The sequence below is a fragment of the Alteromonas gracilis genome, from assembly GCF_043642145.1.
Lineage (GTDB): Bacteria > Pseudomonadota > Gammaproteobacteria > Enterobacterales > Alteromonadaceae > Alteromonas > Alteromonas gracilis_B.
Genome location: NZ_JBHZRZ010000004.1, coordinates 186,137 through 198,481 on the forward strand (window position 1 = coordinate 186,137; position 12,345 = coordinate 198,481).

13 protein-coding genes are annotated in these 12,345 nt (G+C 45.9%); 2 read left to right on the top strand and 11 right to left on the bottom strand.

All coding sequences use genetic code 11. From position 1 onward, the window contains the following. Window positions 1-84: 84 nt before the first annotated feature. Together ACHUFN_RS10250 and ACHUFN_RS10255 are read right to left on the bottom strand one after the other, a co-directional pair. On the bottom strand, window positions 85-990 hold the full coding sequence (locus ACHUFN_RS10250) for a phosphoribulokinase (protein WP_394222281.1): 906 nt from the start codon (window positions 988-990) through the stop codon (window positions 85-87). Between the two features lie 144 nt (window positions 991-1,134). Continuing rightward, window positions 1,135-2,079: an ion transporter gene (locus ACHUFN_RS10255; RefSeq protein ID WP_394222282.1), complete on the bottom strand. Its 945-nt coding sequence runs from the start codon at window positions 2,077-2,079 to the stop codon at window positions 1,135-1,137. A 148-nt stretch (window positions 2,080-2,227) separates the two neighbouring features. Between ACHUFN_RS10255 and ACHUFN_RS10260 the strand changes: the two genes are divergently transcribed. After that, entirely contained in the window at window positions 2,228-2,989 is a 762-nt protein-coding gene (locus tag ACHUFN_RS10260; protein ID WP_394222283.1) for a sugar-binding protein, read from the top strand. Window positions 2,990-3,116: 127 nt separating this feature from the next. On the opposite strand, the gene purD is transcribed toward ACHUFN_RS10260, so the two are convergent. From purD to prmA, 6 genes are all read right to left on the bottom strand, one after another. Continuing rightward, window positions 3,117-4,409: a phosphoribosylamine--glycine ligase gene (gene purD, locus ACHUFN_RS10265; protein ID WP_394222284.1), complete on the bottom strand. Its 1,293-nt coding sequence runs from the start codon at window positions 4,407-4,409 to the stop codon at window positions 3,117-3,119. A 27-nt stretch (window positions 4,410-4,436) separates the two neighbouring features. Beyond that, on the bottom strand, window positions 4,437-5,252 hold the full coding sequence (locus tag ACHUFN_RS10270) for a class I SAM-dependent methyltransferase (protein WP_394222285.1): 816 nt from the start codon (window positions 5,250-5,252) through the stop codon (window positions 4,437-4,439). A 285-nt stretch (window positions 5,253-5,537) separates the two neighbouring features. Next, window positions 5,538-7,136: a bifunctional phosphoribosylaminoimidazolecarboxamide formyltransferase/IMP cyclohydrolase gene (purH, locus tag ACHUFN_RS10275; RefSeq protein ID WP_394222286.1), complete on the bottom strand. Its 1,599-nt coding sequence runs from the start codon at window positions 7,134-7,136 to the stop codon at window positions 5,538-5,540. 82 nt (window positions 7,137-7,218) lie between these two features. Next, window positions 7,219-7,512: a DNA-binding transcriptional regulator Fis gene (gene fis, locus ACHUFN_RS10280; RefSeq protein ID WP_012520109.1), complete on the bottom strand. Its 294-nt coding sequence runs from the start codon at window positions 7,510-7,512 to the stop codon at window positions 7,219-7,221. Window positions 7,513-7,542: 30 nt separating this feature from the next. Continuing rightward, window positions 7,543-8,541 (bottom strand): tRNA dihydrouridine synthase DusB, encoded by a 999-nt coding sequence (gene dusB, locus ACHUFN_RS10285; protein ID WP_394222287.1) that lies wholly within the window; start codon window positions 8,539-8,541, stop codon window positions 7,543-7,545. A 336-nt stretch (window positions 8,542-8,877) separates the two neighbouring features. Then, window positions 8,878-9,756 (bottom strand): 50S ribosomal protein L11 methyltransferase, encoded by an 879-nt coding sequence (prmA, locus tag ACHUFN_RS10290; RefSeq protein WP_394222288.1) that lies wholly within the window; start codon window positions 9,754-9,756, stop codon window positions 8,878-8,880. A 250-nt stretch (window positions 9,757-10,006) separates the two neighbouring features. On the opposite strand from prmA, the gene ACHUFN_RS10295 reads away from it, so the two are divergent. Further along, on the top strand, window positions 10,007-10,780 hold the full coding sequence (locus tag ACHUFN_RS10295) for a substrate-binding periplasmic protein (protein ID WP_394222289.1): 774 nt from the start codon (window positions 10,007-10,009) through the stop codon (window positions 10,778-10,780). A 203-nt stretch (window positions 10,781-10,983) separates the two neighbouring features. Here the strand turns inward: ACHUFN_RS10295 and ACHUFN_RS10300 are convergent, their stop codons facing one another. From ACHUFN_RS10300 to ACHUFN_RS10310, 3 genes are all read right to left on the bottom strand, one after another. Then, window positions 10,984-11,277: a high-potential iron-sulfur protein gene (locus ACHUFN_RS10300; RefSeq protein ID WP_394222290.1), complete on the bottom strand. Its 294-nt coding sequence runs from the start codon at window positions 11,275-11,277 to the stop codon at window positions 10,984-10,986. Between the two features lie 246 nt (window positions 11,278-11,523). After that, window positions 11,524-12,153: a flavin reductase family protein gene (locus ACHUFN_RS10305; protein WP_394222291.1), complete on the bottom strand. Its 630-nt coding sequence runs from the start codon at window positions 12,151-12,153 to the stop codon at window positions 11,524-11,526. Continuing rightward, on the bottom strand, window positions 12,146-12,337 hold the full coding sequence (locus ACHUFN_RS10310; RefSeq protein WP_394222292.1) for a zinc ribbon domain-containing protein: 192 nt from the start codon (window positions 12,335-12,337) through the stop codon (window positions 12,146-12,148). The genes ACHUFN_RS10305 and ACHUFN_RS10310 overlap by 8 nt, the downstream gene beginning before the upstream one ends. Window positions 12,338-12,345: the final 8 nt, after the last annotated feature.

Here is a 12,345-nt window from a genome sequence, read left to right on the forward strand (position 1 = left end):
AACCTACATTGACCCAAGCGAGCGGGCATTACGACTTACTGTTTTAAATATATGCCTATAGAAGTGGTGTATGTGTGCTTGAAATTATTCGTCGGTGCTAAGCCAGTCCATTTGATGGCCCGCTCTGCGTTTTTTATTCAAAATGTCTTCAAGCAGCGGGGTAAGAATTAGCTCCATCGCAAGGGCAATTTTGCCGCCCGGCACTACCAGCGTGTTAATACGCGACATGAATGAGCCGTCGATCATTTGTAGCAAATAAGGGTAATCGACCGTTTTCATTTCTCGCCTAAAGCGAACCACAACAAAGCTTTCATCTTGAGTAGGAATTTCTCGCGCGCTGAAAGGGTTTGATGTATCAACAGTAGGCACACGCTGAAAGTTAACGTGGGTGCGCGAAAACTGGGGCGTTATGTAGTGGAAGTAATCGTCTAGCCCTCGCACTATGCTGCTCATTACGGCTTCGCGAGAGTGGCCTCGGTCTGTTGTGTCACGCACAATTTTTTGAATCCACTCAAGGTTTACAATAGGCACCATGCCCACCAGTAAATCGACGTGTTTCGCTACATCATTTTCTTCGGTTTTAACGCCGCCGTGTAAGCCTTCATAAAACAATAAATCGGTGTTTTTGGGCAAATCTTGCCAAGGTGTAAAGGTTCCTGGCATTTGATTGAAAGGCACCGCTTCATCGAACGTGTGCAGGTATTGTCTGAACTGGCCAGTGCCAGAGCTTCCGTACTCCCTAAACAGCGACTCAAGCAGCTCGAAGTCGTTCGCTTTAGGGCCAAAATAGCTAATGTGCCTGCCTTGTTCTTGGGCTTTGCGAATTTCCACTTCCATTTCTGGACGGGTAAAACGGTGGAAACTATCACCACCTACTACCGCCGCATTAACACTTAAGTTCCTGAAAATATGGCGAATAGCATTGGTCGTGGTAGTAGTACCCGCGCCAGAAGAACCTGTTATAGCAATAATAGGGTGTTTAACAGACATAGGAATTCTTTTTGGAAATGACGGTTACTAGTTATAAGCTGATGTGAGCTAAGAATCAAGGGGGCGAACTTTTGCTTGCGGCCTAACTCTTCGTTCTAACCCCGTGTGATTTGGTTTTAGTGCTTTCGGTAATGCTTCGTGTAACTAGGTGTCTAGCCCTTTGTGATGATGCTGTAATAACCGCACAATTAGCCTTGCTTCCTCTTCGTCTAAATCAAGCAGCGCCCTTACGTGTTCAAGGTGATGTACGTCATGTTCACTCAATATTCCGTCGTCAAGCACACTGCGCACCGAGTCTTTGAAGCGGTCGCGTTTTATCTGCATTTGCGCTGTATAACTTGATGATAAAATGCCTGCGGGAAGGGCATAAAAACAAATGCCCATAATCGTAATAATTCCGCCGAATACTTTGCCAAGCGCTGTTACAGGAACTACATCACCATAACCCACGGTAGTTAGGGTAACCAATGCCCACCACAACGACGCTGGGATGCTGCTAAAGACTTCGGGCTGTGCAGTGTGTTCAATATAATAAATGCAGGTTGCGGCAATAACGGTAAATAACAGCAGAACGCTTAGTGCTGCAATGAGGCTGTGAGACTCATTTCTTAACACCGTGACTAAGGTTTGCATAGAACGTGAGTAACGGCCTATTTTTAAAATTCGCATTACCCTAAATATGCGCAAAATACGTAAGTCGAACGCCACGAACACACTTAAATAGAAAGGCAAAATGGCCATGAGATCAATAAGCGCCATAGGGCTTTTCAAATACGCCCAACGCTTTTGCATCGCGGTTTTTTGCTTATGGCTCGCCTGCGTATGATTGGCCTGATTCGGGGCCGATGCGCTGCTGTATACTCGCAGCAAATACTCAACGGTAAAAATTAGTACAGAGACTAGTTCAAGCACCCGTAATTCGTGCTTCCACGTCGGTGAAATATTCGGCACGGTTTCAATCATCATGGCTACAATATTTACGATAACCAAGGTAATAAAAAACACATCAAATACTTTGCTGAGTTTTTTGTATTCGCGGGCTTCGCTAGCCGGAGCGAGAATGTGGTAACACGCGCTTTGAAAAGACATAGTGGGTGCTAGTTAGGAAACGTTGAGCTTTTTATACCAATTACAGCAGCAAATTGGTAATTCTTATACTTGCTTGTATATCTAGCGCGAAAGCTCGCAAAACGTGATAGCGTTAACGCTTAGGCCAGTTATTAAAGAGTGTATTCAATTGAAAAGTCAAAAATACCTTGTAACCGCAATCACTTCGGCATGTATTGTGGCACTGTCGACATCCGCTGTGCAGGCAAACTCTGCTAGTGTGCCTTTTGCTTCAACGCCACCTGTTATCGATGGTGTAGCAAACGATGCCGTTTGGAAAGAGGGCGATTGGCATGAGATGACATCGCTTATGTGGGGAACCGCGCCCGAGCCTAATGACTTTTCGGGCAGATACAAACTGCGCTGGAATAAAGACGCATTGTACCTATTGGCAGAAATCCAAGATGATCATCTTTCAGATACCTATGCAAACCCGCTTGAACGCTATTGGGATGATGACTGCTTAGAGATTTTCATTGATGCTGATGCCTCAGGTGGCGACCACCTTAACAATTACAACGCGTTTGCTTATCATCTTGCGCTAGATAATCAGGTTGTTGATATTGGCCCAAACAAAGCGGGAGAGGCTGTGCCGCAGCTTTACAACAACCATGTTGAAAATAAGTGGCAGCGTGACATAGCAGCGCCTTACAAGGTTTATTGGGAAGCGGCGATACACGTGTTTGACGACTCTTATCAGCATGGCAAAGAAAATACGCCCTTAACGTTAAAAGAAGGCATGGCGCTGGGCTTTATGTTGGCGTATTGCGATGCAGACGGTGGCGATAGAGAGCACTTTTTAGGTAGTCACGACATTGCGCCCGTTAACGGTGATAAAAACCTAGGCTACAAAGACGCGTCGGTGTTTGAAAAAGTGGTGCTCAGCAAATAGCTAACAGCTTGGCCAGAAACCAAGTACGTCATGAGGTTTCTAGAAATAAGCCTTAGGGCTAGTTATAAAGATAAAAAAACGCGGCATTAAGCCGCGTTTTTATAAAACATAAGCTGTTTTCGTGCGCTTACTTCGCTTCAGCTTCACGCGCGATAGCGCGATGAGCGATATCGTTGCGGTAGTAAACGTCTTTAAACTGAATGGTTTTAAGTAGCTCGTACGCTTTTTGCTGTGCTTCTGTCACATTGTTACCCAATGCTGTGGCGCACAACACGCGACCACCTGCGGTCACAACGTTGCCTTCTTGAAGGGCGGTGCCTGCATGAAACACTTTCCCGTCTAGCTTTGCGGCGTCGTCAAAACCTGTAATAACGTCACCTTTGTCGTAGCTACCTGGGTAGCCACCTGCGGCAAGCACTACACCTACCGATGCACGCTCGTCAAACTCAATGGTTTTACCTGCAAGTTCGCCTTTGCACGCAGCTTGGCACAGTGGAACCAAGTCAGACTTTAAGCGCAGCATGATTGGTTGAGTTTCTGGGTCGCCAAAGCGGCAGTTGTACTCAATAACCTTTGGTGTACCGTCGGCCATAATCATTAGGCCAGCATATAAGAAGCCCACGTAATCATTGCCTTCTGCGGCCATGCCGTTAACGGTTGGCATGATCACTTCATTCATAATACGGTCGTGAATGTCTTTAGTTACCACTGGCGCAGGTGAATATGCACCCATTCCACCCGTGTTGGGCCCTTTGTCACCATCTGCTGCACGTTTGTGATCTTGGCTGGTGGCAAAAGGCAGTACGTTCTTGCCGTCTACCATCACGATAAACGAGGCTTCTTCGCCGTCTAGGAACTCTTCAATAACGACGCGGCTGCCCGCGTCGCCAAACGCATTACCCGCCAGCATGTCGCGAATTGCAGCTTCTGCTTCTTCAAGAGTCATAGCTACAATTACCCCTTTACCTGCAGCAAGACCGTCGGCTTTTACTACAATAGGTGCGCCTTTTTCGCGAACATATGCGATGGCAGGGTCAATGTCTGTGAAATTTTGATACTCAGCCGTTGGAATATTATGGCGAGCCAAAAAGTCTTTCGTAAACGCTTTAGAGCCTTCAAGCTGCGCGGCAGCTTGTGTTGGGCCAAAAATCATTAAACCTTCATTTGTGAACGCATCAACAACACCTGCAACCAGCGGCGCTTCTGGGCCTACAATAGTAAGTGCAACATCGTTACCTTGAGCAAAAGATACCAAGCCAGCAATGTCGTTCACATCAATAGCTACGTTCTCAAGCTTGGGCTCGATAGCGGTTCCGGCATTACCCGGCGCCACAAATACCGTTGACACATCAGAAGACTGCGCTGCTTTAAACGCTAACGCGTGCTCGCGGCCACCGCCGCCAATTACAAGTACGTTCATTAATTGTTCCGTTTTGAGTGTTTAATTTTATGATTTTGGTTTTTTGAATTTTAACGTCATGCGATTGCTCTCGCCAATCGCCATGTACTTCTCGCGATCTTGATCATCTAGCGCTAAACGAGGTGGCAATGTCCACACGCCTTTGGGGTGATCTGCGGTATCCATCGCGTTTGCGTTAATATCGCTACTGGCTTCAAGCTCAAAGCCTGCTTTTTCTGCCGCAGCCACCACGTAAGAGCGTTTCATGTAACCACTTTTCTTCATGGCTTCATCGCTGGCGCTTTCAGGTAGCTCATGCTCAACTACACCAAGTACACCGCCTGGCTTAAGGGCTTTGAAGAACGCGCCAAATGCGTTGTCGATGCCTGTGTCACCCTCGCGCATATACCAGTTGTGTACGTTTCGAAACGTTAGCACCATGTCGGCCGTGCCAGCATCAATAACGTCCAGCGCTTTAGTGGGGTGAAATGCCGTCACAGTCGCGCCTTGGTATTGTTGACCCGCTTCAGTTTTCTTTTTAAATGCTGCTAGTGCTTTTTTGTAGTAATCGCTGGTGTCTTCATCAACGTAAAAGTGTGCCGCCACATACTTTCCGCTGTCTCTAACTACTGGATAAAGAATGTCAGTGTACCAACCGCCACCTGGTGAAATTTCTACAATGGTCATGTCTGGTTTAAGGCCAAAGAAACGCAGCGTTTGCTGTGGTTTGCGGTATTCGTCTCTTGATTTAGCGTCTGATGTACGCAGCTCGCTTTTCACTGCATCTGATATGGCATCAGCGCTTGCATACGTTGCAGTTACACCTAAAGTTGCGGCTAACACAAGTTGGGCTAACTTTTTCATTCTTATTTCCTTTTTCTGTCGAGGGTAGAATATTTATTAGTAACACTATTACTACAAATTATCACAGGTCAGATCAAGCCTATCAGCTAAGCTCTCTCTGCACTCAACGTCTTAGCAGAATAAATCGCAACTTTGTCGCTTTGTTTAGCACGTCATTCAATGTGAAAAATACGAACGCGCGTAGTCACACCTCTGCAAAAGCGATGCAGTAAACCTACCAAAGGTAGGTTTACTGAGAATACGCCTTGTGCGTTCGCTATTTCCTACATAACTTGCGTCAGGTTATTAATGACGGAAGTGGCGCATGCCCGTGAAGACCATGGCAATGCCGTGCTCGTCAGCAGCGTCAATCACTTCTTGGTCACGCATCGAGCCACCTGGCTGAATTACTGCTTTAATGCCTGCTTCAGCCGCAGCGTCGATACCGTCGCGGAATGGGAAGAAAGCATCAGATGCCATAACAGAACCTGCTACTTCTAGGTTTTCGTCAGCTGCTTTAATACCCGCAATTTTTGCAGAATAAACACGGCTCATTTGACCTGCACCAACACCTACCGTCATGCCGTCTTTGCAGTAAACAATAGCGTTAGACTTCACGTATTTTGCTACTTTCCAGCAGAACATAAGGTCGCGTAGCTCATCTTCGCTAGGCTTGCGCTTAGTTACCACTTCTAGGTCTTCCATTTCAACCATGCCGAAGTCGCGCTCTTGCACTAACAAACCGCCGTTTACGCGTTTAAAGTCGTAACCTTCAGTAAGCTGACCTGCCCAGTCGCCACATGCTAGAAGACGTACGTTCTTTTTCGCACTTACCACTTCTTTCGCTTCATCGCTTACGGTTGGCGCAATAATCACTTCTACGAACTGACGGTCAACAATAGCCTGTGCTGTTTTTGCATCAAGCTCGCGGTTAAAGGCAATAATGCCGCCAAACGCAGAGGTTGGGTCGGTTTTAAACGCGCGGTCGTAAGCACTAAGAATGTCGTCACCAATAGCCACACCGCAAGGGTTAGCGTGCTTCACGATAACGCATGCAGGTTGTTCGAATTCTTTTACGCATTCAAGGGCTGCGTCGGTGTCAGCAATATTGTTGAACGACAGTTCTTTACCTTGAAGCTGCGTTGCCGTAGCCACAGACGCTTCTTGAATGTTGTTTTCAACATAAAACGCCGCTTCTTGGTGGCTGTTTTCACCGTAGCGAAGGTCTTGCTTCTTAGTAAGCTGCATGTTGTACGTGCGTGGGAATTCGCTGCTATCTTCGCAACAACCTGTTTCGCATGCAGCACTATCTAAACGCGCGCCGAAGTAGTTCGCAATCATGCCGTCGTATTCAGCTGTGTGCTCAAACGCTTTAATGGCTAGGTCAAAACGGGTGCTATAGGTTAGTGAGCCGTCATTGTCATTCATTTCAGCAAGTACGCGAGAGTAGTCAGACGCGTTAACCACAATAGTGACATCTTTATGGTTTTTCGCCGCGGCACGTACCATGGTTGGTCCACCGATATCGATATTTTCAATGGCATCTTCAAGCGTGCAGTCTTCGTTTGCCACAGTAGCAGCAAATGGATAAAGGTTAACAACCACAAGATCGATAGGCGCAATATTGTGCTCTTCCATCACCGCTTCATCGGTACCGCGACGACCAAGGATACCGCCATGAATTTTAGGGTGAAGGGTTTTAACACGACCCGCCATGATTTCTGGGTGACCTGTGTGATCAGACACTTCTTTTACAGGTAAGCCAGCATCAGCAAGAAGTTTCGCAGTACCACCCGTCGACAGAAGTTCTACGCCAGCGTTATGCAGCGCTGTCGCGAATTCGAGGATACCGGTTTTATCAGAGACACTAAGGAGAGCACGTTTAATTGGTTTTGGTGTTTGCATAAATTATAAGTTTCTAAAGTTGTAGTGTTGAAACAAAAAGAGCACCGATTGGTGCTCTTTGGTGGGCAAAGCCCTTGGAATCTTAGTTCATGCCGTATTGCTTAAGCTTCTTGCGAAGTGTGCCACGGTTGATGCCCATCATGATGGCAGCGCGGGTTTGATTGCCGCGTGTGTAAGTCATGACTTCTTCTAGCAGCGGCGCTTCAACTTCAGCCAGTACCATTTCGTACAGGTTGTCGATGTTTGCGTTATCCAATTGCTTAAGGTACTTGTTAACCGCTTGCTTTACAGAGTCACGCAATGGCTTTTGTGCTTGCGTTTGTGAAGGCGTAGTTACTGTAGTAGTAAAAGGTGAAGTCACGTTTTGATCGAACATAATACTGTGTTGCTCTTAAGTTAGTCATCACTATGCTGCGGGAGAAATCTGTCGGGTTTCTCGAGTCTGCAGCGCTTGAAAATATGCATTTAGTGCATCGAGTTGCTCTGTCGCATCATCGATAGCGTTAAACGTTTTACGAAACTGACGATCCGTATCGTGCTCCGCGAGATACCAGCCCACGTGCTTACGGGCAATTCTTACACCGGCAATGTCGCCATAAAAGTCCTGCACATTGGCTACATGCTCGTGCAAAAGCTCATATTGCTCTGACAGCGGCGGTGGTGCTAGGTTCTCGCCGGTTTCAAGATAATATTGGATTTGCTTAAAAATCCAAGGCTTACCTTGCGCGCCGCGACCTATCATTACGCCATCTGCACCAGTGTAATTCAGCACCTCTTGTGCTTTTTCCGGAGAAGTAATATCACCATTTGCAATAACAGGAATTGAAATTGCCGCCTTTATTTGACGTATAGTGCTATATTCAGCTTCTCCTCTGTACATACAAGCTCGTGTTCTGCCATGAACAGCAAGCGACTGTATGCCGTTTTGCTCTGCAATGCGGGCAATATCTACCCCATTGCGGTTTTCTGGGTTCCAGCCGGTACGAATTTTAAGTGTAACGGGTACATCTACCGCATTAACTACGGCTTTGATGATTGCTTCCACTGTGTCTGGGTATTGAAGCAATGCAGATCCCGCTAGCTTCTTATTAACCTTCTTCGCAGGACAACCCATATTGATGTCGATGATTTGTGCACCGTTCTCAACGTTAAATTGTGCTGCTTGAGCCATAAGGTCAGGATCAGCCCCAGCTATCTGTACAGAGCGAATACCTTCCTCGCCTTCATGGTTCATGCGCGCTTGTGACTTAGCTGTGTTCCACACCTTCGGATTACTCGAAAGCATTTCGGATACCACAAGTCCTGCACCTAAGCGCTTACATAATTGACGAAACGGTCTATCGGTTACGCCAGCCATGGGGGCCAACATCAAATTGTTTTCTAGCTCGTAAGGTCCAATTCGCATTGTTCTTTGTATAGCTCGCCATCTAAAACTGCACAGAAAATATACACCCGGCTAAAACGGGGCGCTAAGTGTACGCGTTTTCGCAATACTTGAAAAGGCTAAAAATCGCACAAAATTTCACTTCGTGGTCTTGACAGTGAAAAAAATCTGTCACATTAATAAGCTAACGCAGTTTTTCGGTCTAATTATTGTACGAAAGTCTTACAGCCCCCGATTTGAAAGGGCTGTAATGTGAAAAAAATTAACAATTTTTTAAGAGAATTAGCCAAAACTGAGATTTTTTATTGCTGCCCAAGCAACAATTAAGCAGTAAAAATGTGCACCGTTTTATGTGCGTTAGCGTTTTGTGCCCGAAACTCTGGCCCATTCGCCGTCAATAGCGCTGGGTTCAAGTATGATATCGTTTGCGTAGGCGTCTTCAATTTTTGAGACTTGTTCAGCGAGTATGCCGGAAAGCACCAACAAGCCACTGGATTTACAGTAGTTGGTAATTACACTTTGAAGTTCCAACAATGGGCCCGATAGTATATTCGCCATGACCACATCGGCTTCAAGTTCTGGCTGATCTTCAGGAAGGAATACATCTAAACGTTCTTCCACACCATTACGGCGGGCGTTTTCTTTGGTTGCTTGAAGCGCTTGAGGGTCGATGTCGATACCAATGACTCGCTTCGCGCCAAGCTTTAGGGCTGCGAGTGCTAAAATGCCAGAGCCACAGCCAAAATCGACAACCGTTTTGTCTGTCATATCAATGCCATCTAGCCAACGCAAGCATAGCGCGGTGGTAGGGTGTGTGCCTGTACCAAAGGCAAGGCCTGGGTCTAGCATCACGTTTACGGCGTTAGGGTCTGGAACATCGCGCCAGCTTGGGCAAATCCATAGGCGCTCGCCAAACTGCATGGGATGGAAGTTATCCATCCATTCGCGCTCCCAATCTTTGTCTTCAAGTGGCTCTAATTTATATTTGAAGTCGGGGCCTAGCACTTTGGCTTTACCTAAGCGCTGAAGAATACCTTTCATATCGGCGTCGGCTTCAAACAGCCCTACCACTTGCGTGTCTGGCCACAACAACACTTCCCCTGGCTTGGGTTCATACATGGGGGTGTCTTTAGCGTCAACATAGGTAACGGCTTGCGACCCGTTAGCAGTAAGCATGTCACCAATAGATTCTGCGTGTTCAGAAGATGTGTTAATTCGAAGTTGTAGCCAAGCCATATTTTCAGTTCATTAGTACCTTTATACCTTATTGTACCTTTCGTTTGCAGGAAACAAAAATACAAGGCAGTAAAAAGCACAAAGTAGAGGCTAAACGCACAGTGCCACGTAATAGCATAACTAGCGTTCGCTATTTAATGATTCTTGAATGCGGTGTAATAATTAGCCTTTTGTCGACTAGCCAAATTTCTATAGAAGTTTATATTATGAGGCAGGGCACGTTTAATTTTTAACTTGGTACAATTACAGTATGCGTTCACTATTATTTGTAGTTAGTCTGTTGTGTGTAATTGCACCGCTTAAGGCAAAAGAATTAGATGTGGTTGTAGGTTGGAACAAACCGCCTTATGTTATTACGCGAGAGCATGCAGGATTTGAGGTTGATTTAGTTCGCGCTATTCTCGCCGACATGGGGCACACGTTGTCACCCATTTATGTACCTTTTGGTCGCACTGCACGTTTATTAAAAGACGAAGCGGTTGATATCGCACTTACCCTGAATTCCGCCCATCATGTTGATAAAGCTATCCTCTCTGCCCCTTATATTATTTATCAAAATGTGGCCGTGACTCGCGCAGATAGAAAGATATTAATACAAAGTATCGAAGACTTAAAAAGCAAAAGTGTCATCGCTTTTCAAACTGCTCAGTCTGTTTTAGGTGAAGAGTTTGGGCAAATGATGGCCTCGCAACCAACCTATTTAGAAATGGCAAGACAAGACCGCCAAGTGGACATGTTAATGCGTGGCAGCGTTGATGTAGCCATTTTAGATAGAAACATTTTCAATTACTTTAAATCAGAAAATAGCGCTTATGCCGCAGACAAAACGGTGTTTCATGAACTGTTTTCCTTTTCTGCCTACAGCGCTGCAATCCCCAATGCTGAATTAAGAGCTGCCTTTAACCTTACACTAGAGCAATTCATTGCAGACGGTCGTTATCAATCGCTGCTTGATAAATACCAACTTGAAAATCTGCTTTACAAACTTCACGATAATACGAACGTTGGTGACAGCAAACATTAATAGTAGTCACCACGAAATGCCGCTTATCGCCTAATTCAAAGACACTGAGTGATAAAAACAAAAAAGCCCTTGGATGAACCAAGAGCTTTCTCGTAATCCTGCCTAGTGTTTTACTGCTTTCTGGCTTACTGCATGGGAATCAATAAACTGCACTCTACGCACTTAGCCGATCGCTTTTAATCACGCGAAAGCAGTCGAGACTCCTAGCTTGGCTTTTTCACCCAAGCGCTACACCAGCCGTCAGCATTTACTAGTTTGTTAGGGAAAATGTTGCATGGGCGATACTGCTCGCCATCGGCTCCCTGCACGTACATGCAGTTCGAGCACTTTGCGCCATCAACGGTTGATGATGGCGTGTAGTTCAACGCTTTCGCTGTTGGATCGTCAGCACTTAGCTGTTCTTGTGCTTGAGCACGTAACGCCACACCACCTAGCGTCAGGCCGATCACTGTAGAGCCTGATAGCTTTAGAAAGTCACGGCGATTTACAGATTTCATAACATTCTCCTTAAGAGATAGAAACGATAATGATTCTTTTTTATTCAGTACCTTAAACGCAAAAACCTGCCCCAAGGGGCAGGTTTTGTCTCATGTTTAAATACTATCTCTTTTTAAAAAAAGATCGAACGAAATGTCGCTATTTCTCTTGATCTAGATTAAATAAATTTCAGAGGTCTACAGGCACGCACACCTCGACGTGAAAATATGAGCAATAGCACTAGGACCGCTTACGCAATAACAAGTTCACTTTGTAGTTAACTTAACGTGGGGTTTGGCATAAGAAAATTGCGCAATGCGCGTAGTGCTGTGGTAGCTGTCTAAGCCAGAAATACACACGGAGCTTGCCTGTTCAATGTTTGCGTAACCATCGTCGTCAATAATGCTTTCGGGAATAAACAGCTCTTGGATTTCTCCTATAACCATTTCGGTATCGTTTAATAAGGTAAAATGCTGAGCAACCTTTAACCCCATTTTTATTTCGCTTTCCCGAACATAAGGCGCACTGTACGACTCGCTAAATTGTGGTGTTAACCCTACAGCGTCGAATTCACTTTCTTCTGGTGCATAGCGGGCTGACGTTTGGTGAGCCTTATCGACCCACTCGGTAGAAACATGGTTAAGGGTATAAAAGCCTTGTTGCTTTATATTGCTAAGGGTGTCGCGCGTCACCGTATGTGGGCGCATGATCATGCCAATAAGCGGAGGGTTTGCACCAACGTGCACTATAGAGCTTACAATTGCGAGGTTATTAACCTGCCCGTTGGTACTGCCAACTAAGGTGGCCGATTTAAAACCGGATAGGCTGTTAATTAAATTGGCGCGAAAACGCTGGGCAAGTGAATCAATATCGCTGCGAGTAAATTGCTTAGTCATTCTCTCGTTCTGCCTCAAGTTGTAAGTCTTCTCCGTGCTGGTACACGTTTAATTCGATGGGCTGACAGCATACTTGGCAGTCTAATACTTGTACCTGACCTACATCATTTATCTCATCTATTTCCACATCGTTTGGTGCCATACAGTAGGGGCAGGAGAAGCCCATGGAACGGGTTAAACTCATATTTCATC

Excerpts from the sequence above, each read along its gene's own strand:
- ACHUFN_RS10305 (WP_394222291.1), bottom strand. The coding sequence starts at position 12,153 with ATGACTAAGCAATTTACTCGCAGCGATATTGATTCACTTGCCCAGCGT.
- ACHUFN_RS10295 (WP_394222289.1), top strand. The coding sequence starts at position 10,007 with ATGCGTTCACTATTATTTGTAGTTAGTCTGTTGTGTGTAATTGCACCG.
- ACHUFN_RS10255 (WP_394222282.1), bottom strand. The coding sequence starts at position 2,079 with ATGTCTTTTCAAAGCGCGTGTTACCACATTCTCGCTCCGGCTAGCGAA.
- ACHUFN_RS10310 (WP_394222292.1), bottom strand. The coding sequence starts at position 12,337 with ATGAGTTTAACCCGTTCCATGGGCTTCTCCTGCCCCTACTGTATGGCA.
- prmA (WP_394222288.1), bottom strand. The coding sequence starts at position 9,756 with ATGGCTTGGCTACAACTTCGAATTAACACATCTTCTGAACACGCAGAA.
- purD (WP_394222284.1), bottom strand. The coding sequence starts at position 4,409 with ATGAACGTACTTGTAATTGGCGGCGGTGGCCGCGAGCACGCGTTAGCG.
- ACHUFN_RS10270 (WP_394222285.1), bottom strand. The coding sequence starts at position 5,252 with ATGAAAAAGTTAGCCCAACTTGTGTTAGCCGCAACTTTAGGTGTAACT.
- ACHUFN_RS10250 (WP_394222281.1), bottom strand. The coding sequence starts at position 990 with ATGTCTGTTAAACACCCTATTATTGCTATAACAGGTTCTTCTGGCGCG.
- ACHUFN_RS10300 (WP_394222290.1), bottom strand. The coding sequence starts at position 11,277 with ATGAAATCTGTAAATCGCCGTGACTTTCTAAAGCTATCAGGCTCTACA.
- fis (WP_012520109.1), bottom strand. The coding sequence starts at position 7,512 with ATGTTCGATCAAAACGTGACTTCACCTTTTACTACTACAGTAACTACG.
- dusB (WP_394222287.1), bottom strand. The coding sequence starts at position 8,541 with ATGCGAATTGGACCTTACGAGCTAGAAAACAATTTGATGTTGGCCCCC.
- purH (WP_394222286.1), bottom strand. The coding sequence starts at position 7,136 with ATGCAAACACCAAAACCAATTAAACGTGCTCTCCTTAGTGTCTCTGAT.